This is a genomic window from Haematobacter massiliensis (assembly GCF_000740795.1).
Lineage (GTDB): Bacteria > Pseudomonadota > Alphaproteobacteria > Rhodobacterales > Rhodobacteraceae > Haematobacter > Haematobacter massiliensis.
In genome coordinates, this window is record NZ_JGYG01000004.1 from 1 (window position 1) to 19924 (window position 19924).

Below are 19924 nucleotides of genomic sequence, written 5' to 3' on the forward strand. Positions count from 1 at the left end.
TCCGCCTCTCCGACATGATCTCCCTGGCGCGACGCTGGTCATGCCTGATGAGCGTCTTGCGGGTCTTTCGGCCAAGGGCGAAGAGCGAAGAGCGAAGAGCGAAGAGCGAAGAGCGAAGAGCGAAGAGGGATCCGATTTGACCGAGGGGATCAAGTCAGCCCTGAGCGGGGCCTTGTCGCCCTGTCTTTCAGGGTTTCCCCGAACCGGGCGGCGCCATAGCGGCGAACCCCGGGGAGCCAGCCACCGACCAAGGCCAGAGCGCCGGCGTCGTTGCTCTTGGGTCTGGACCTGTCCGGCGGTCATGAAGACACGGATCGGCTTCGCCTGTGCTTTCGTCCACGGCATGCTGCTCGTTGGCCACGCCGCCTTCCTCCGGCCGATCGCGCCCCCTTCTCAACCGCCGGCTGGATGACGTGCGATGCGCTTGCAGAGGGGCCGCCCCATCACGATTGGCGCCTGTCCTGGAGCTTCGGAGAGCCAGCCCCTCCCTCATCCGGGCAAAGACCAGCCGCCGCCCCCGCGTCCGATGGTTGTAGAGGCCGCTCGCCGGGCCGCATTCCCTCGGCGCAGCACTAGGATCACCCGGTGGGATTTACGAAGGCTACTCCACACCCGACAAAGGGGATCATCGACAGGCGAACGACCACCGCGCTTGTGAAAGAACGCCCCAAAGGCGGACCAGCCGCGCTTCAGACAGCCAGGAAAGGGCGCGCCATAGCTCTCCTTGCAGATCCTGACCTTAGGACGCGCCGGTGAAAGCAATGCGTCATGGACCGGGGACATCAAACTCTTCCCAACGGCTTTCGTCTGCTTACGCTGCTCACCAACCCAACCGATAGGATCGGGCAGAAACGATGAATCATGGCACCATTTAGGGACAGATGCCTGCGAATGAGCGTCAATCGCGCGAAATTCGGCGTGACGCATGCGCTCCTCGCTCGTTCCCGGCAGTGTGCTATCTCTCTCGAACCTTTTGGATTTGCTGCGACGCCGCATTCAGTTTCGCGACTTGACGTCACGGAATGAGTCATCCAAAAATCCTGACAAGCCTTTGTTTTTCAAAGATATGCGCCTACCGCAACACGGCGTTGCGAAAAGATACCAGCGAAACCGCTTGCGAATCTCATGCTGCAGTGCGATAAGAAACTCACAGGCGCCACGATGCGCCCATGGGTTTCCCAAGGCTCACTCCTCCTCCCCGAGCCTCGGAAAATGGCGGCGACCCCTCCTCCTCCCTGGGGTCGCCGCTTCCATCCCTCCAAGACACTGGTGCCGGTGATCTTTCCTTGGTCCGAGGTATGAATCGGACGTAAGGGGTGTAATGCGATCCGGTGCAGTTCTGGCTTATTGGAACTGCGGAACAGGCATCTTGCTCGAGGGTCGGGACTCACCGATCTTGCTTGCTCGACATGATTCAGGCCTCCTTGAGGAAACCTGAATCATGAACTTTGCTGGATGACATAATCCAGATGGCGCAGCTTCAGCCCTTCATCCCGCAGAGCCATAGCCGCTCTCGCATGGATGACCGCCGCGTTCTCAGCGGCATATTAATTCCGGCTACGACCGCTCCGCCCGCCAGGCCGCGAGAGAAGGCGTTGCAAGGTCGAAAGTTTCACCCGACCGGCAGTAGCCATGTCCGCCCATCCGGCCAAGCGCATCCAGCCCCACCGGGTCGACATGCAGCCGCTCATTCACGAGTGAAGACCGGATATGCAGCGCCACGACCTCGCCCAGCACGATGGCACGCGAGGGCCCGATCTCCAGCGTGATATGGCGGCGGCATTCCAGCGCGGCCGGGGCCTCGGCGATGAACGGACTTTTGACATGCTTGCCCGGAAGCACGGTCAGCCCTGCTGCGGCCACCTCATCCTCTCCCGCGGGAAAGGCGACTGCGGTGGTGTTCATTGTCTCCAGATTGGCGAAATCCACGATGTTCACCGTGAACTCCCCGGTCAGCCGGATATTGCGGGCCGTATCCTTCTGGCTCAGGTCATCATGGTTCTCCACCCCGATAGCCAGGATGGCAGGATCGGCGGAGAGCACGTTGAAGAAACTGAAGGGCGCGGCATTCACCCGGCCCTCCGGATCGACGGTCGTCACCCAGGCGATGGGACGCGGGACCACCGTGCCGATCAGCAGCTTGTAACGGTCCTTCGGAGAAAGCGCGGCAAAGTCGAAGCGCGTGAAAGCGTCCGCAGCGCCAGTTGTGTCGGGCGACATGTCGGGGGTCATACAGTCCATTTCCTACTCCGGGTCTTCGGCATAGCGGCTCAGGATCGCCGCGACATCGGCGACCTCATCGGTATCGACGCGGGCACGATCCTCAACTGCATGCAGATGAGCATCCATGATCGCCATTGCAGTCTCCCGATCCTGCAGCCGCAGGGCATCGATAAGACGAACATGTTCCTCCATGCCGCATTCCGCCGAATGGGGCCTGCCAAAGCGCGCGAGGATCAGTGAAGAGCGGGACACCACGGTATTGACGAACTCAATGAGCAGGCGTGATCCGGTCAGCTCAGCAAGAAGGATGTGAAACTCTCCCGACAGCCGGATGGAGCGGGGGGAGGAGGCGCGAAGCGCGCGCGCCTCCTCCCGCACATGGCTGGTCAGCGCGTCGATCGCATCCTTCGACATGCGCGTGCAAAGGCGGTCGATTACCTCCCGCTCCAGGCAGCGGCGGAGGGCAAAGACCTCCTCTGCTTCCTCATACGTCGGCATGGCGACGGAAGCGCCGCGATTGGGCTTCATCTCCACGATCCCCTCGGCCGCGAGCCGCATGAGTGCATTTCGCGCCGAGGTTCGACTTACCCCGAAGGTCTCTCCGATCTGATCTTCCGGCAGCTTCACACCGGGCTTCAACGCCTGCTCAAGGATAGCCCGCCGCAGGGAGGCGTAGATTGCATCGCTGCGGCTGTGGCTGGTGGACATTTTGAATCCGGTATCTGTTTGTATCCAGACGGTACGGCGCATGAAGTGTCATGTCAATTATGGATACATAAACTTCTTGCTAATGCATGCAATCTGTCAAATCATCGTCGCATACACAAGAAGCGTAGAATCGCTCGGTTCAAACAGGGAGCTCGTCGCGAGATGTCCAGAATAACCCGCCTTCTTCTTGCCAGCGCCGTTCTTGCTGGTCTTGCCCTGCCGGCAGCGGCAGAGAATACCCTCCGTTGGGGGGCAAGCCGCGACATCGGCTCGCTCGACCCCTATTCCTATGGCGACAGCTTCACGCTCGGCGTGCTGAACCACGTCTATGAGGGGCTCGTCCGCTATAACCGCGATCTGAAGATCGAGCCGGCACTCGCCACCTCATGGGAGATCGTCTCGTCCACCACATGGCGTTTCTCCCTTCGGCAAGGCGTGAAGTTCCACGACGGGCAGGATTTCACCGCCGAAGACGTACAGGCCTCGCTGGTCCGCGCCACGGATCCGAAATCGCCCCTCCGCGGAAACATTCCGGCCTACAAGGCGTCCCGCGTGATCGACGATCATACGATCGAGATCGACGTATCGGACAACTACCCGCTCCTGCTGAATGACCTGACGACCATCACGATCTTCGACGCGGGCTGGCTGAAGGAAAATAACGCGGAAGCCCCAACCGATGTCGGCTCGGGGACCGAGGGTTATGCCACCTATCACACCAATGGCACCGGCCCGTTCAAGGTGGAAAGCCGCCAGCCCGACGCCAAGACCGTCTTTGTGAAATACGATGGCTGGTGGGATAAGGTGAGCCACAACCTTGACCGGATTGAATTCGCTCCCATCGCATCGGACGCGACGCGCGTGGCGGCCCTCCTGTCAGGCGATATCGACTTCACCGACAAGGCGCCCGTGCAGGACATTCCCCGGCTGGAAGCCTCGCCTTCCGTCAAGCTGCTGGAAGGCACGGATCTGCGCACGGTGATGATCGGCTTCTCCCAACGGGATGCGCTGCTCTCGGGCGCGCCGAACCCGATGAAGGATGTCCGCGTGCGCGAGGCGATGCAGATCGCCATCGACCTCGACCTGATCCAGAAACGCGTGATGCGGGGCAAGAGCCGCACTGCAGGCGCGCTGGTCGCCCCGCAGATCCCCGGATACGACGCCGCACTCGACACCCCCGCCGCCTATGACCCGGACCGGGCCAAGGCCCTTCTGAAGGAAGCGGGTGCCGAAGGGTTCGAATTCGACTTCAACTGCGCCGACAGCCTCGTGAACGAGGAGCAGATCTGTCAGGCCATCGCCTCCATGTGGTCGCGCGTCGGCCTGAAACCGAAGCTCGATCAGGGGCCGCGCGCCGTGCAGACGCCGAAACGGTCGGCAGGCAAGGTCGATGTCTATACGCTCGGCTGGGCCACGCTTCCCATGCTCGATGCATACAGCATGACGAGCCAGGTTCTGCATACGAAAGAGGGGTCTTTCGGCATATTCAACTGGGGCGGCTGGTCGGACAAGGAGCTTGATCGCGTGACGGAGGCCTCTGCCATCGAACTCGACCAGTCGAAGCGTCTGGCAATGAGCACGGAGGCCCTGGGGATCGCCAGGAAGAACGTGCTGATGATCCCGATCCACCAGCAGCCGCTGACCTGGGCGACCGGGGCCGATGTGGCGGAGCTGCCGCTCTTTGCGGACAACCTGCCGCGCCTCTGGCTGACCCGCAAGTAATCCATCCGCCAGTCACCTCTGCACCTCATACCATCGGCAGGACACGGCCATGCTCGTCTTTCTCGTCAAGCGTCTGGGCAATGCGATCCTCGTGATGCTGGCCGTCGCCTTCTGCGCCTTCATGATCTTCCGCTTCCTCGGCGATCCGGTGGAGATGATGGTCAACGAAAGCGCCACACAGGTCGAGCGGGACGAACTCCGCCAGCGGCTCGGCCTGGAGGATGACGTTCTCACCCAATACGTCCGCTTCGTCGTGAATGCGGCGCAGGGGGAGTTCGGCATGTCCTGGCGCAACCAGCAGGAGGTGATCTCCCTCATCGGCGAACGCTTCCCCGCGACGTTCGAGCTTGTGCTGATGGCCACGATCCTGTCACTGGTCATCGGCATCCCGCTCGGCGTCTTTACCGCCATCGGGCGGGGGCGCTGGTGGGCGGAGGGGTTGCAGTTCACCTCCATCATCGGGGTGTCGCTGCCCTCCTTCATCGTGGGGATCCTGCTGATCCTGATCTTCTCGGTCACCCTCGGCTGGCTGCCGGGTTACGGGCGGGGAGACGTGGTGCAGCTCGGCTGGTGGTCCACCGGGTTTCTCACCCCCTCGGGCCGCGCGGCTCTGGTGCTGCCCGCACTGTCCCTCTCGCTCTTTCAGATCACGCTGGTCATGCGGCTCGTCCGTGCGGAGATGCTGGAGGTTCTGCGCACCGACTTCATCAAGTTCGCGCGCGCCCGCGGCGTGCCGAAGTGGTCGCTGTGGTTCCGCCACGCGCTGAAGAACTGCCTGATGCCCGTCATCACGCTGACCGCCATGCAGATCGGCAACCTCATCGCCTTCGCGCTGGTGACGGAGACGGTGTTCCAGTGGCCCGGCATGGGAATGCTGTTCATGCAGGCCGTGACCTTCGTCGATATCCCGGTGATGGCGGCGTATCTGTGCATCGTCTCCTTCATCTTCGTCGCGCTGAACACGGTGGTGGACATCGCCTATGCCCTGATCGACCCCCGCCTGCGGTCCGCCTGATCTCCTTGCCCGCGCCCTGCCCCGCCAGCCCCCCCGGAGCCTGCCCATGACGGACACCCCTCTCCCGCCACAACGCCGCAGCCGGTTGCAGAAGTTCCGAGACAGCGACCTGTGGTGGAGCTTCTGGCATCACCCTTCCGCAGTGATCGCGGCGGCGCTGCTCCTCCTGCTCATCGCGGCGGCCTTCCTCGCGCCGTGGATCACGCCTCAGAACCCCTACGATCTGGCGGCGCTGGAGCTGTGGAATGCGGAGCTGCCGCCGATCTGGCAGGAGGGTGGACAGTGGCCCTATATCCTCGGCACCGATCTTCAGGGGCGGGACATGCTCTCTGCCATCCTCTATGGCTCCCGCGCCTCCATCGTCATCGGCGCGGCCTCCGTCGCCGTGTCTCTGGCGGTCGGGGCAACGCTCGGGCTGATCGCCGGGTATTACGGCAAATGGGCGGATACGGTGCTGATGCGGGTCGGCGACGTGCTGCTTTCCATGCCGACCATGCTGATCGCCATCCTCGTCTCCGCCGTCGCGCGGCAGATGCTGCCCCCCGGCTGGCGGGAGGCGGGGGCCTCCGGGGTCATCGTACTTGCCATCTCCCTTTCCGCTTGGGTGCAATATGCCCGCACGGTGCGCGCCCAGACCATGGTGGAGCGCGGCAAGGAATATGTGCAGGCCGCCCGCCTGATCCGCGTGCCGCCCCGCCGCATCCTGCTCCGTCACATCCTGCCCAACACCACCACGCCGCTTCTGGTCGCCGCCACGCTGAACTTCGGCCTCGGCATCCTGATCGAGGCGACGTTGTCCTTCCTCGGCGTCGGCATGCCGCCGGAACAGCCCTCGCTGGGCACGCTGATCCGCATCGGCAATCAGTATCTGTTCTCCGGCCTGTGGTGGATCGTGCTCTTCCCGGCCCTGCAGCTGTGCCTGCTCGTGGTCTCCATCAACGTGCTCGGCGACTGGCTGCGCGATGCTCTCAACCCGAAACTGCGGTGACTGACATGACCTCTCTCCTCATCCGTAACGCACGCCCCATGGGCGGCGAAACCGCCGACATTCTGATCCGCGATGGCCGCGTCGCCGCCATCGGCCCCGATCTTCAGGCGGAGGGCGTGCCCGAGGAACAGGCGGGCGGGCGTATCGCCATTCCCGGCCTCGTCGATACCCATACCCATGTCGACAAGGGTCTCATCGGCTATCCCTGGTACGTGAACGAGGTCGGCCCCCGGCTCATCGACAAGATCGACAACGAGCGCCGGGTGAAGCGGGAGCTGGCGCTGGATCCGCATATCCAGTCCATGCGTCACGTCCTGCAATGTCTGGGCTATGGGACGACGCTGGTGCGGACCCATGTCGATATCGACACCGAACAGGGCCTCGCCGCGCTGGAGGGTGTGGTGGAGACGCGCCGCGCGCTTGCCGGGCAGGTGGAGATCGAGATCGTGGCCTTCCCCCAATCGGGCCTGCTGCGGCGGCCAGGGACGGTGGAGCTGATCGACGCCGCGATGTCGGCGGGCGCCGATCTGGTCGGCGGGCTCGACCCCTGCGGCATGGACCGCGATCCGAAGGGCCATCTGGATGCCATCTTCGCCATCGCGGAGAAGCACGGCAAGGGCATCGACATCCACCTGCACGAAGGCGGAGAGATGGGTGCCTTCTCCATGGACCTGATCTTCGAACGGATCCGGGCGCATGACATGCGCGGCAAGGTCGCCGTCAGCCACGCCTTCTGCCTCGGCATGCCGGACTGGAACGCGAGCCAGGCGCTGATCGACCAATGCGCCGAACTGGACGTGCCGATCCTGACCACCGCGCCACCCTCGCGCGAGGTCCCTGCGCTGAAGCGGCTTCTTGCGGCGGGCGTGCGGTTCGGCGCGGGTGTGGACGGCTTTCGCGACACCTGGGGGCCCTATGGCAACGGCGACATGCTCGAACGTGCGATGCTGCTGGGCATGAGGAACAACCTGCGCCGCGACGATGAGGTTGCCATGGCGCTCGATGTCTGCACCACGGGCGGCGCTCTGGCGATGGACCGCGCGGATCACGCGCTCGTTGTCGGCGGGCGGGGTGACGTCGTGCTGGCAGAGGGTGAGAGCCTTGCCGATGCGGTGGTGAGCCATGCGCCGCGGGCGCTCGTCGTCACGGCGGGGCGGGTCGTGGCCCGGAACGGCGCCAGCCTCACGGTCGCACCGTGACCGCGGCCCCGGGACAGGCGCCCTCCACAAACGGGGCGGCAGCGGGGGGCTGGTCCACCCTGCCCCTCGGCGCTCGGCCTGCCGGGCGGTGGGCGCTCGCCGCGCGCTGGATCGTGGCCGACCTGCCTGAAGGGCGACGGCTCATCGAGAACGGCGAAGTGGTGATCGAGAACGACCGCGTCCTCTGGGTCGGTCAGCGTTTCGCGGGCGAGGTTTCTTGTCGCTACGATATGGGAGAGGCACTGGTCGGTCCGGGTTTCGTGGATCTGGATGCGCTCTCCGATCTCGACACGACGATCCTCGGCATGGACAATCAGCCCGCGTGGCGGAAGGGCCGCGTCTGGCCTGCGGATTACGCGGCACGGGCGCGGGAGATGTATTCGCCCGACGAGCTGGCGTTCCAGAAGCGCTATGCCTTTGCGCAGCTCCTGCTGAACGGCATTACCTCCGCCCTTCCGATCGCGTCGCTCTTCTACCGGGAATGGGGCGAGACGGTGGCGGAGTTCGAAGCGGCGGCAGAGGCCGCGGGGGATCTCGGCCTCCGCGTCTGGCTGGGGCCGGCCTATCGTTCGGGTGGCGTCATTCTCGACGGGGCGGGGCGGATGCAACCGGTCTTCGATGAGGCGCGGGGGCTGGCCGGGCTGGCGGAGGCCGCCGCCTTCTCCGAGCGTGTGCATGGGAGCCACGGCGGCCTCGTCTCCGGGATGTTGGCGCCCGACCGGGTGGAGACCTGCACCGAAGCGCTGCTGCGCGAGACCTTCGCCCGGGCAGAGGCGCTGGACATGCCCGTCCGCCTGCACATGGCCCAGGGCGCGATGGAGTTGGAAACCGTCCGCCGCCTGCACGGCATGACCGCGCCCGCCTGGCTGGACGGGATGGGCCTCCTCTCCCCGCGTCTCATCGCGCCCCATGCCACCGTGGCGACGGAGGACGACCTCGCCCGTTATGCCGCGAACGGGGTGACGGTCGCGCATTGCCCGCTGGTTTCGGGGCGGCACGGCTCTCTCCTGCGCTCCTTCTCTGCGCTGAAGGCGCGGGGGGTGCGGGTCGGCATGGGCACAGATACGGCCCCGCCCGACATGGTGCTGAACATGGCCGTCGGCCTGATCGCCAACCGCGTGGCTGAGGGCCGGGGCGACGCCGGATCCGCGGCGGAGTTCTATGACGCCGCGACGCTTGCGGGCGCGGATGCGCTGCGGCGCCCCGATCTCGGCCGTCTCGCGCCGGGGTCCAAGGCGGATATCGCCGTCTTCGACATGGCGGATGCCCTGATCGCACCGCGGATAGACCCGGTACAGACCCTGATCCTCGGGGCCACCGGGCGCGTCACCCGTGCGACGATCGTGGATGGCCGCATCGCCATGCGCGGGGGAGAGGTGGCGGGGCTGGACCTTTCCCGCGCCCGGATGCAGGCGCAGGAGCAGTTCGACCGGCTGGTCGCGCAATATCCCGACCGGACATGGCAGCACCCCCCCGTCACGGAAATCTTCCCGCCCAGCTATCCGCTAGCCGATCCGGGGAACGCAACCGCCGAGATGAGCCGCAAAGCGGCGCGTCCCGCGCGGATGACCGGAACACCCGCCCTTCGTCCCGAAATGCCCACGGAGCAGCCATGACAGCCGCCGCCCTGCAGGTCACCGATCTTACCGTCGAATTCCCCACCCGCCGGGGCAAGCTGACCGCGCTTTCCGATGTCACGCTCGACATCCAGCCGGGGGAGATCCTCGGCGTGGTGGGCGAGTCGGGCGCCGGAAAATCCATGACAGGCATGGCGGTTCTGGGCCTGCTGGAGCCGCCAGGCCGTATCACGGCGGGGGAGATCCGCATCGATGGCCAGCGTACCGACCGGCTGTCGGAGGCGGATATGGCGAAGGTGCGCGGCCGCGTCGTAGGCGCGATATTTCAGGATCCGCTCACCTCGCTGAACCCCCTCTTCAGCGTGGGCCGGCAGCTTGAAGAGACCATCCGCCTGCATTCCGACCTCGACAGAAAGGGTGCCCGCGAGCGCGCCGTGGCGCTGCTGAAACAGGTGGGCATCCCCGGCGCGGAAGAGCGGCTCGACCACTATCCGCACCAGTTCTCGGGCGGCATGCGGCAACGGGTCGTGATCGCGCTCGCACTGGCAGGGGAGCCGCGGCTCGTGATCGCGGATGAGCCGACGACAGCGCTCGATGTTTCCATCCAGGCGCAGATCACCGCGCTCCTGCGCCGGCTCTGCAAGGAAAAGGGCGCGGGCGTCATGCTCGTCACCCATGACATGGGCGTGATCGCGGAGACGGCTGACCGGGTCGCGGTCATGTATGCGGGCCGCGTGGTGGAGATCGGCACGGTGGCAGAGGTTCTGACCCGCCCCCGCCATCCCTATACCCGCGGCCTCATGGGGTCTATCCCGGCCCTCGGCGCACGGGTGGAGCGGCTTCAGCAGATCGACGGCGCCATGCCGCGCCTGAACGCCATCCCGCAGGGCTGCGCGTTCAACCCGCGCTGCCCCGACGCCGGACCGCGTTGCCGAAGGGAACGTCCTCCGCTGCTATCGTCGGCACCGGAAGCCCGGGCGGGGAATACCGGCGCAGACGAGCCTGCCGGTCAGGGTCCGGTCGAACGCCCGCCGATGAACGACGGAGGAAAAGACACGCGTCCGGGCAGCGCCGCCTGCTGGCTCATGACGGGAGATATGGCATGAGAAGCCTCGAAAATGCCGTTGAAGTCGACCAGCTCACCCGGGTGTTCGACGTCTCCGCCCCCTGGCTGAACCGCGTGCTGGAGCGCAAGCCCCGCCGCTGGCTTCGCGCCGTGCAGGATGTGAGCTTCACCGTGGCGAAGGGCCGCTGTCTGGCGCTCGTGGGGGAGTCGGGCTGCGGCAAATCGACAGTGGCCCGCCTCGTCACCGGCCTGTACCAGCCCAGCGAAGGCGCGATCGTCTTTGCCCCGGCGCAGGACGGACGGCCCATGGAGGCGCAGATGATCTTTCAGGATCCGCATGCGAGCCTCAACCCCCGCTGGCGCGTGGGCGACATCATCGCCGAACCGATCCGCGAATTCCGCCTGCGCGCGACGGAAGCGGAAACGGCGGCGCGGGTGGCCGACCTTCTCCGCACCGTGGGCCTTTCGCCGGACGACGCGCGCCGCTTTCCGCATGAGTTCTCGGGCGGCCAGCGGCAGCGGATCTCCATCGCGCGGGCGCTCGCCTCGGAACCGGAGTTCCTCGTCTGCGACGAGCCGACCTCCGCCCTCGATGTAAGCGTTCAGGCCCAGATCCTGAACCTCATGCGGCGCCTGCAGGACGAGCTGGGCCTGACCTACCTGTTCATCAGCCACGACCTCTCCGTCGTGCGGCACATGGCCGACCGGATCGCGGTGATGTATCTGGGCCGCATCGTTGAGGAGGCGGCGACCGAGGATCTGTTCCGCGATCCGCAGCACCCCTACACGCGCCTGCTGCTCCGCACGATCCCCGATGTCCGCAACCCCGACCGGGACCGCGCGCTGATGGGGGGGGGAGCCGCCCTCGCCGCTCGATCCGCCACAAGGCTGCCCGTTCCATCCGCGTTGTGCCGCGGCACGGGATATCTGCGCCACCGATCTGCCCCCTGTCGGGCCCCGTACGGGCGGGGGCCGTCTCGCCTGTCACTTCCCCGGCAAAGGCTGACCGTCAGGCCGTGCGCCAGGGCAGCACGCCGGGCGGCAGCCGCTTTCGGCAGGCATCCAGCAGCAGCGCCAGCAGCAGGACCAGCGCGACCGACAGCACCGCGACGGCGGCGGCGCCCGTCGAATTGCCCTCATACTGGAGCGAGAACACCATGACGCCCAGCGTCTCGTTCCCGCTCGACCACAGCAGGGCGGAAAGGGTGAGTTCGTTCAGCGCGGTCATCATCACCAGCATGCCCCCCGCCGCCGCCGCCGGCAGCAGCAGCGGCGCACTGATCCGCGTCATACGGGCCACCACCCCACCGCCCGCGATCCGTGCCGCCTCGTCCAGCGCGGGCTCCACCGCTTCCGCCGCTGCCACGACGGGGCGCAGCACCAGCGGCAGGAACCGCGCGAGATAGGCGATCAGCAGAAGCGCCCATGTCCCGTAGAGCGAGCCGATCACCGGCAGCGGTTTCAGGAACGTCAGGATCATGGCGAGGGCCACCACCGTGCCCGGCACGACCCAGGGCGCGTCCACCAGCCAGTCCAGCGCCCTGACCACCGGATCGCGCAGCGTGACCTTCAGGAAGGCGAAGGGGATCGCCACCACCGCCACGATCACCGCGGCACTGCCCGACAGCAGCAGCGAATTGGCGAAGGCACGCCGCACGGCCGGATTGGCCAGCGCTTCCGAGACATTGGCGAGGGTCGCGGTCTCCGGCCCGAAAGGTACCCCGATCGCTGGCGACAGCGCTGTCGCCAGCAGCGCCAGCATCGGCAGCACCGCGATGGTCCCGAGCAGCAGCCACAGCCCTGCCGTCAACAGACGCGCGAGGCCCGGCGGCAGCGGAAAGGGCGCCATGACCGAGCCACGGGCGAGCGGCACCGTCCATCGCCTGAGCACCAGCGCCCGCAGCGCCAGAGCCGCCAGCGCCATGACGACAAGGATCAGCGCCAGCACCGCCACCTGCCCCGCGACACCCGGCCCGAATCCGTTCAGCCGCTGATAGATGAGCGTGGTCAGCACCGGGAACCGTCCCGGTATGCCGAGCAGGGCCGGAACGCCGAAGTTACCGATGGCGGCGGCGAAGGCCAGAACCGCCGCCGCCAGAACACTCGGCAGCAGCGGCGGCAGAACGATCCGCGCGATCACCCGCCCCCGCCCCGCGCCCGCGATCCGCGCGGCCTCCACCAGGTCCTGCGGCAGTTGCGCCAGCGCCGCCCGGACGGCAATGAACACGAGCGGCATATGCTCGATCCCCATGACGAGCGCGATGCCACCGCCCGAATAGAGCGGGTTCGGGGTGCCCGGCGCAGGCGCCAATCCCAGCGGGCCAAGGATGGGCGAGCCGCTTCCCATGAGGCCAATCCACGCCAGCGCCGTTGTCTGCGACGGCACGATCAGCGGTGACAGCGCAAGAAAGCTCATCGCCACCCGGCCCCGCAGCGCGAACAGCCCCGTCGCCAATGCCAGCGCAACCCCCAGCACGACAGAGATGACCACCGACGCGGCAGAGACGCCCAGCGTGTTCAGCACCGTAGGAAGCGTCGCCCGCGCCGTCAGCACATCCCGCATCAGGCCGAGCGGCGCGCCGTCCCGCCCCGGCGCGAGCGCTTCCACGAAAAGCCGCATCAGCGGCCAGAGCGACAGCACCCCAACATAGAGCGCTACACCGGCCACAAGGGCATGGCGCGCGAGCGGCCCGGTGGCCGGCGCGCGCAGCGTCTCAACCGCCATAGATCGCCGCGAATTCTTCCTTGTTGGCCTGATCCTCCGCCCGCATCTTGGCCGGATCCGCCTCAAGAATGGTGAGCTGGTCGGCGGAGGGATAGCCCTGCGGCGCGGCAAGGCCGGACAGCACCGGGAAGTAACCCTGCGCGACCGACTGTTCCTGCGCGGTGCCGGAGAGCTGCCAGTCCACGAAGGTCTTGGCGGCCGCGACGGCATCGCTGTCCTTCAGGATCGCGACCGGCTGAGAGATGACGGAGACGCCCTCCTCCGGCCAGACGAAATCGACCGGGGAGCCCTTCTTCTTGGCGTTCATCGCCATGTACTCGACAATGATGCCATAGGCCTTCTCGCCCCGGGCCACCGCCTCGATCACCGTGCCGTTGCCCTGTCCGGCGACGGCGCCTTCCTTGGCCAGCGTCTCATACCAGTCCCAGCCGAAAGCGGGTTGCGCCACCATCGTGCCGACGTGGATCGCCGCAGCACCGGAATAGAGCGGGCTGGGCATAATAAGCCCCTTCGCCACCTCCGGCTGCGTCAGGTCGGCCCAGCTTTTCGGCGGAGTCTGTACCAGCGTGGTGTTGTAGACGATGCCCGTGGTGATGAGCTTCGTGCCGAAATAGGTCATGTCCGGGTCAACGAGAGCGGGCGGTACATTCTTCACCGGCGCATCGGTATAGGCCAGCAGGCGGCCGTCCTCCTTCAGTTGCGACATGGCCACGGCATCGGCGATAAGCAGCACGTCGGCGGGAGAGGAGCCGGCGGCGAATTCGGCGGCGAGCTTCGCCATCAGTTCCGTCGTACCGGAGCGGAAGATCTCCACCGTGATCTCGGGATGGTCGGCGTTGAACGCGGCCACGACCTGAGCCATCTGGTCCTGCGGCTGGGAGGTATAGACGGTGATCGTCGTCTGCGCCGCCGCTACAGCCGGAAGGGCGAGCGCGCAGGCGAAAGCGAGGGGACGAAGGGCGGTCATCGGGTTCTCTTTCTCATCGGAAGACTGCTGCGGGCCATAAGCCCGTCAGGCGAACGACTTCATGACAATTTCGTGCAATTCCAGTGACAATCCGCGCCCCTCCGCCATTCCACCACTTCGGCATTGCCGAGCCGGTCGAAGGGGCGGTCGGAGAGCATCGCATGGATCTCCCGCGCCGTGCCGGAATGGGCGACGATGAGCACCGGGAATGGCCCCACGATTTCCGCCAGCGCGGCGCGGACGCGGGCGCGGAACACCTCCGGTCCCTCGCCCCCCGGCGGGGTCGCCTCACGGATCAGGAGGCTGCGGTCCTGCCCTTCCCAGGCACCCCAGTTGCGCTCCTGCAAGCCTGCCAGCGGGACAAGCGGCGCGCCGGTCACGTCCGCGACGGCACGCGCAGTATCGGCAGCACGGCGCAGCGGCGAATGCCAGACCGCCGCGACCGGCCGCCCGGCAAGCCTCTCCGCCGCGGCGCGGGCCTGCGCCATGCCTTCTTCCGTCAGCGGATCGTCGGTCGAACCGCCGATCACCTTCCGCCGGTTGCTCTCGGTCTGGCCGTGCCGGAGGAACAGAAACGGCTGGCGGAGCAGCGGGATCGCGCAAGCCTGTTCGATGCGGGTATCTGTCATTGTCATCATGTTCCTTCTCACGTCACAAGACGCCGTTCCACCGGCGTCGCCCGCCGGCATCCCGTGCTCCGCGGGCCTGGGCGGAAGGTCCGAAGCGCGCTGGCTGTCATAACGACAGCCCTGCGAGACGGCTCCCCTTGCCCTTCGCATCGGCCGCGGTGCGATATATGCTCCTGCGACGCCCTATGCGCTTTTGCACCAGATGTCTGGTTCGGCTCCCGACCCGCACCGCGACATGTAACGCCCTCCGCTCGGGCAGCATGACCATTCGTCGGGCCGGTGCAGACGGCCACCGCTGCAGCCCCTCCGGTTGCAGGCCCTGCGCTGCAGCGGCCGACAGACCGGGAAACCCCGCGCCGGCTCATGCGCCGACCTGTCCGAGCGCCCATTCCACCTGCCGTCCGGTGAACATCGGTCGTCCCAGAGCAGCGGCAAGTGCCTCCGCCCGATCCGAGGTGCAGAAGGCGGGCATGGCGATACGGGGCCGCACGGCCTCCATGAGCGCGCGAAGACCGGTCAGCGTCGGATGCACGTTCCAGCGGCGGAACAGCGCCTGTCCCTCCGCGACCTGCCGGGCGGCGGGGGCCCCTTCTGCCAGATGGCCGGTGTAGATCACCCGCGCCCTGTTCTCGGCCAGGAACCGGGGCGCGAGTTGCTCTGTCACCCCGCGCTCCGCATTGGGGCCTGCGCCGATCATCACGCCGCGCGCGGGACTGTCCGGCGTCAGCAAGTGCGCCTCCCGGAGAAGGTGGCGGAGCCTGGCCTGACCGCCGGGCGTCAGCCAGCTCTCCGGCTGGTGAAGGAGACGCTCCGCCACCTCACGATGCGCGGGGCAGATTGCAACCGGATGTCCAGCCTCCAGAAAGGCGAGAGCCATCTCCAACCCCCGCCCGCCCGCGGGCGCCGGGAGCAGAAGCGGGCCTGCCTCCGCCATCGCAAGCAACTCCCGACACTGATCGGCCAGCGGCTCTGCCGCCGCACCATAGGAGGCGTCGAACAGCAGCACTTCCGCAGGCGGCGGCAGGGTAAAGGCGAAAAGCAGGCTCTCCTCCGACATGTCGCCGGTATAGACGAGCCCCGACCTGCCGCCGAACCGTTGCCAAACCGCACCCGGGGCATGGCCGGAGGGGCCTGTCTCCACGTCGAGGCCAGCGATCCGCGACGGGATCTCCTCCGCAACCGCCACACTCGGTTCGCGGGCCAGCGCGCGGGTGGGAGCGGTCGCGTAGAGCGTCGGCGCCCCGAGCTGCGGCAGAAGCCCGACCCCGCCGGTATGATCGACATGTCCGTGGCTGAAGATCACCGCATCCACTGCCCCGACCCCGGCCACATCCGGCAAAGCCTCGCCGTCCGGTCCCTTGCCCAGATCGAGCAATACCCGCCCCGTTTCCGTCTCCAGCAGGAAACAGGCCGGACCCTTCACGCCGATCCCGGACAGCGCCGTGAGCCGCACGCCCCCGGGGATCTCCGGGGTCACTCTCGGCATCCCTCGCGGCGTCATGCCCCTACGCCCTCCAGCGCGGCGGCGACGTCCATGCTCTCGCGCGGCAGCACCCATCCTCCGTCGAGCCGCAGGTCCACCGTCGCGCCCGGGGCAACCGGGCGGGGAAGGAGGACATCTATCGTGCCACCATCCTCCGCGCCGACGATCTCGCCCGTGGCGCGCCAGTCGCCGCCGCGAAAGGCCGTGTCATGCACGATCATGCGGAGGTCTCCGCTGCGTTCCACCGCCGTCACGTCACGGCTGCGCAGGCACAGCCAGCCCGGCCCCTGCTCTGCCGCGCCGGGAACGGAGAAGCGGCGTCCGGCGAGCATCACATCACACCGCCCCGAAGCCCTGCCCGTCACCTCCACCGGCACAGTCCGGCCCTTGCCGACGAAACGGGCGACCATCGGCGTGGCGGGACGGAAGCACAGAACCTCAGGGCTGCCGGTCTGGGCAATCCGCCCCCGGTCCATCACCGCGACCTGCGTCGCAACGGCCATCGCCTCATCCTGATCGTGGGTGACGAAGACGAATGTAGTGCGGGAGGCGGCATGGATGCGCCGGAACTCCGCCAGCATCGTCTCCCGCAGATGGGCGTCCAGATTGGCGAGCGGCTCGTCCAGCAGGATCAGCCCCGGCCGCATGGCGAGTGATCGGGCCAGCGCCACCCGCTGCCGCTGCCCGCCCGACAATTCATGCGGACGGCGCGCGCCGAAGCCCTGAAGGCCCACCATCTCCAGCGCCTCGCCGATCCGACGCTGTTCCTCCACCCGTCCCAGCCGCTGCAGCCGGAGGCCGAAGCCGATATTGCCCGCAACCGTCATATGGGGCCAGAGCGCATAGGACTGGAACACCATGCCAAGGCCGCGCGATTCCGGCGGCACGAACCCGCCCGGCCCCGCCATCACCCGGCCACCCAGCCGGATTTCGCCTGCATCCGGCCGCTCAAGGCCCGCGATCAGCCGCAACAAGGTGGTCTTGCCGCAGCCCGAAGGGCCGAGCAGGGCAAAGAACGCGCTCTCCGGCACGTGAAGCGACACATCATCCACCGCGGCGGAGCCGCCGAAGCTGCGGGTGACGGCGCGAAGATCAATCGTTGTCATGCGGTCTCCTGTCAGCGCCGGCACATATAACACCGGCGTGACAGCTCGGTGACAGGGCGCATGCTACGCGCCGGTCAACAGCGCCCTTACCCGCCGGTTCAGCTGCTCCATGTCGAAGGGCTTGGTCAGGATCTGCATCCCCTTCTCCAGATCGCCATGATGCAACACCGCCTGCTCCGCATAGCCGGTGATGAAAAGGATGCGAAGATCCGGCCGCGCCGCGCGCGCCGCATCGGCCACCTGCCGCCCGTTCATGCCGCCCGGCAGGCCGACATCCGTCACCAGCAGGTCTATGTGCCGGTCGGAGTCGAGGATGCGCATGGCTTTCGGCCCATCAGCGGCTTCCAGCACGATGTAGCCCTCGTCCTCCAGACGCTCCATCGTCATCATGCGGATCAGCGGCTCATCATCGACGACGAGGATCGTACCGGTCGTGGAACCCGCCGCGGAACCCGCCGCGACCGGCGGGTTAACGGCCTGCCTGATCTCCATGTCACGCCGCGGCAGATAGACGGTAAAGGTGCTTCCCTGGCCCGGCGCGGTCTCCAGCCGCACGCCTCCGCCGGACTGCCCGGCGAAACCGTAGACCATCGAAAGCCCCAGGCCCGTCCCCTGCCCCATCGGCTTTGTCGTGTAGAACGGCTCGAACACATGGGAGGCGACCTCCTCCGTCATGCCCGTCCCCGTGTCGGAGACGCTGAGCGTCACGTAGTCCCCGGGTTTCAGCCCGTAGCGGGGCGCCTCCTCCGGGTCCAACCGAGCATTGGCGGTGCGCAGGACGAGGCTCCCGCCATGCGGCATGGCATCACGCGCGTTGATGCAGAGGTTGAGCAGCGCGCTTTCCAGTTGTCCCGGATCGGTGAAGGTGGTCCAGAGCGCGCTCTCGGCTTCCATCTTCACGGTGATCTGCGGTCCCATGCTTCGGCCGATGAGATCGAGCATCCCCTCGACCAGCCGGTTCACCTCGAGGGGGCTGGGATCGAGCGTCTGGCGGCGGGAGAACGCCAGCAGGCGCTGGGTCAGCGCCGTGGCCCGCCGCGTCGCCGTCAGCGCGCCGGTGACATAGCGCTCCAGATCCTCCGCCCGCCCCTGCGCCAGCCGCTGCGACAGCATCTCCAGACTGCCCCCGATCCCCGCGAGCAGGTTGTTGAAGTCATGCGCGATGCCGCCGGTCAGCTGGCCCACCGCCTCCATCTTCTGGCTGTGGCGGAGCGTCTCCTCCAGCGCCATGAGTTCGCTGGTCCGCTCCTCCACCCGCTGCTCCAGCGTGGCGTTGAGCCGCGCCAGCGCCGCCTCCGCCCGCCGCTGTTCGGTGATATCGTGAAAGAACACCGCCACCTGTCCCCGGCTCCGCGGCTCCAGCCGCAGCGCCGTCAGCTCAAGGTAGCGGCCCGTTGCGACGAGCTCCTGCTGAAACCTGATCGGCTCCCCGGTCCGCAGAACCGCGCCGTAGCGTTCGACCCAGGCATCCGCCTCATCCCCCACCATCTCACGGAGTTTCTGGCCGACGACATTGGGGATGCCGGCATGACGGGCATAGGCGGCATTGGCGCGGATATGCACATAGTCGCTGTCCGGCCCGTGCGGCCCGTCGAAGAACTGGATGATACAGAACCCTTCGTCGATCGAATCGAACAGCCATTCATAGAAGGCCTCGCTCTCGTTCCGCAGCTTCTGTGCAAGAACGCGGTCGGTGACATCCGCGCCCTCGACAAAGATGCCGGTCACCTGATCCTCGGCGTTGCGGAGCGGCTGATAGACAAAATCGAGGTAGCGTATCTCGCGCGGCTCGTTGGGCGTGACCTGCACATCATAGCGCGCGGCATCGGCGCGGTAGGGTATGCCGGTGCGGAACACCTCATCCAGAATGTGCACAAAGCCCTGCGCCGCCGCCTCAGGCAACCCTTCCGCGACCGTAAGGCCAATCACTTCGCGCCCCCCGATCAGCTTCTGATAGCTGGGATTGGTCAGTTCGAAGCGATGCTCCGGCCCAGACAGAAGCGCCATGAAGGTGGGAGCCTGCTCGAACATCTGGGCAAGCACGGGGTTGAGCGTGGATCTGGTCATTCTCTCACATGTCGGAAGGCATCGGCCCCGGACGGAGAGACCGATAAAACTCATTGCACGATCCCGCGGGGAAAGCGATGGAGACGTGGCGATGCCAGCTTGCCTTCTTCATAGCGCGTTGTCCCCTTGCCTCGTGCGTGGCCGCCTGTCCCCCGCAATCAGATGTCGCGGCGAGTCCTTCGGACAAGGAGCGTCAGCGCCAGATACCGGGGTTTGCGCCTTTCGCAAACTCAGGATGCTCGCCAACATGGAAACATCGGTTCCTTTCCCTGCTCCTCCGCGAGAAGCAGTACCGCGGAAGCGTTAGCACCGATGCGCCCAGCATCGGCATGGACAGAACCTTGGACGCCGCCGGATCGCCCCTGCGCGGTTTGGTTCATCCGCTCCGCGCGGCCCACCCACCGCCGCGTGTTCTCCTGTGGCGCTGCCGCGATGCGGGTCCGATCACG

14 protein-coding genes and 2 pseudogenes are annotated in these 19924 nt (G+C 66.8%); 8 read left to right on the plus strand and 8 right to left on the minus strand.

The genetic code is table 11. From position 1 onward, the window contains the following. Positions 1–1469: 1469 nt before the first annotated feature. A pseudogene (locus CN97_RS21105) lies at positions 1470–1550 on the plus strand (IS5/IS1182 family transposase); the annotation flags it as partial. Between the two features lie 7 nt (positions 1551–1557). On the opposite strand, the gene CN97_RS08015 reads toward CN97_RS21105, so the two are convergent. Next, the gene (locus tag CN97_RS08015; protein WP_248700073.1) at positions 1558–2241 is read right to left on the minus strand and encodes a flavin reductase family protein; all 684 of its coding nucleotides are present in this window, start codon (positions 2239–2241) and stop codon (positions 1558–1560) included. Positions 2242–2244: 3 nt separating this feature from the next. Next, positions 2245–2931 carry a GntR family transcriptional regulator gene (locus CN97_RS08020; RefSeq protein WP_084684049.1) on the minus strand — a complete coding sequence of 229 codons (687 nt, stop codon included), beginning with the start codon at positions 2929–2931 and terminating at the stop codon, positions 2245–2247. 162 nt (positions 2932–3093) lie between these two features. Here CN97_RS08020 and CN97_RS08025 point away from each other — a divergent pair, with 162 nt between their 5' ends. From CN97_RS08025 to CN97_RS20195, 7 genes and pseudogenes are all read left to right on the plus strand, one after another. After that, positions 3094–4653: an ABC transporter substrate-binding protein gene (locus tag CN97_RS08025; protein WP_035709662.1), complete on the plus strand. Its 1560-nt coding sequence runs from the start codon at positions 3094–3096 to the stop codon at positions 4651–4653. 49 nt (positions 4654–4702) lie between these two features. Continuing rightward, the gene (locus tag CN97_RS08030) at positions 4703–5668 is read left to right on the plus strand and encodes an ABC transporter permease (protein ID WP_035709664.1); all 966 of its coding nucleotides are present in this window, start codon (positions 4703–4705) and stop codon (positions 5666–5668) included. 46 nt (positions 5669–5714) lie between these two features. Beyond that, positions 5715–6656, plus strand: coding sequence for an ABC transporter permease (locus tag CN97_RS08035; RefSeq protein ID WP_035709667.1), 942 nt, complete (start codon positions 5715–5717; stop codon positions 6654–6656). Positions 6657–6661: 5 nt separating this feature from the next. Then, positions 6662–7855, plus strand: a complete 1194-nt coding sequence (locus CN97_RS08040; RefSeq protein ID WP_035710062.1) for an amidohydrolase family protein — start codon at positions 6662–6664, stop codon at positions 7853–7855. After that, complete coding sequence (locus CN97_RS08045) at positions 7852–9471, plus strand: amidohydrolase family protein (protein WP_084684050.1); 1620 nt, start codon at positions 7852–7854, stop codon at positions 9469–9471. The genes CN97_RS08040 and CN97_RS08045 overlap by 4 nt, the downstream gene beginning before the upstream one ends. Continuing rightward, positions 9468–10538 (plus strand): ABC transporter ATP-binding protein, encoded by a 1071-nt coding sequence (locus CN97_RS08050; RefSeq protein ID WP_084684051.1) that lies wholly within the window; start codon positions 9468–9470, stop codon positions 10536–10538. Before CN97_RS08045 ends, CN97_RS08050 begins: the two co-directional genes overlap by 4 nt. Beyond that, positions 10535–11504 (plus strand): annotated as a pseudogene (locus CN97_RS20195) (ABC transporter ATP-binding protein). The gene CN97_RS08050 and the pseudogene CN97_RS20195 overlap by 4 nt, the downstream one beginning before the upstream one ends. 3 nt (positions 11505–11507) lie before the next feature. Here the strand turns inward: CN97_RS20195 and CN97_RS08055 are convergent. From CN97_RS08055 to CN97_RS08080, 6 genes are all read right to left on the minus strand, one after another. Continuing rightward, positions 11508–13223, minus strand: coding sequence for an ABC transporter permease (locus tag CN97_RS08055; RefSeq protein ID WP_035709668.1), 1716 nt, complete (start codon positions 13221–13223; stop codon positions 11508–11510). Further along, positions 13213–14190, minus strand: coding sequence for an ABC transporter substrate-binding protein (locus tag CN97_RS08060; protein WP_035709670.1), 978 nt, complete (start codon positions 14188–14190; stop codon positions 13213–13215). The genes CN97_RS08055 and CN97_RS08060 overlap by 11 nt, the downstream gene beginning before the upstream one ends. Positions 14191–14249: 59 nt before the next feature. Next, positions 14250–14819, minus strand: a complete 570-nt coding sequence (locus CN97_RS08065; protein WP_165496716.1) for a histidine phosphatase family protein — start codon at positions 14817–14819, stop codon at positions 14250–14252. A gap of 361 nt (positions 14820–15180) precedes the next feature. After that, complete coding sequence (locus CN97_RS08070; protein ID WP_169743190.1) at positions 15181–16296, minus strand: MBL fold metallo-hydrolase; 1116 nt, start codon at positions 16294–16296, stop codon at positions 15181–15183. A gap of 20 nt (positions 16297–16316) precedes the next feature. Further along, a complete protein-coding gene (locus CN97_RS08075; protein ID WP_035709672.1) occupies positions 16317–17408 on the minus strand; it encodes an ABC transporter ATP-binding protein in 1092 nt (363 codons plus the stop codon). Positions 17409–17471: 63 nt separating this feature from the next. Continuing rightward, positions 17472–19475 (minus strand): PAS domain-containing sensor histidine kinase, encoded by a 2004-nt coding sequence (locus CN97_RS08080; protein WP_211253656.1) that lies wholly within the window; start codon positions 19473–19475, stop codon positions 17472–17474. Positions 19476–19924 lie beyond the last annotated feature (449 nt).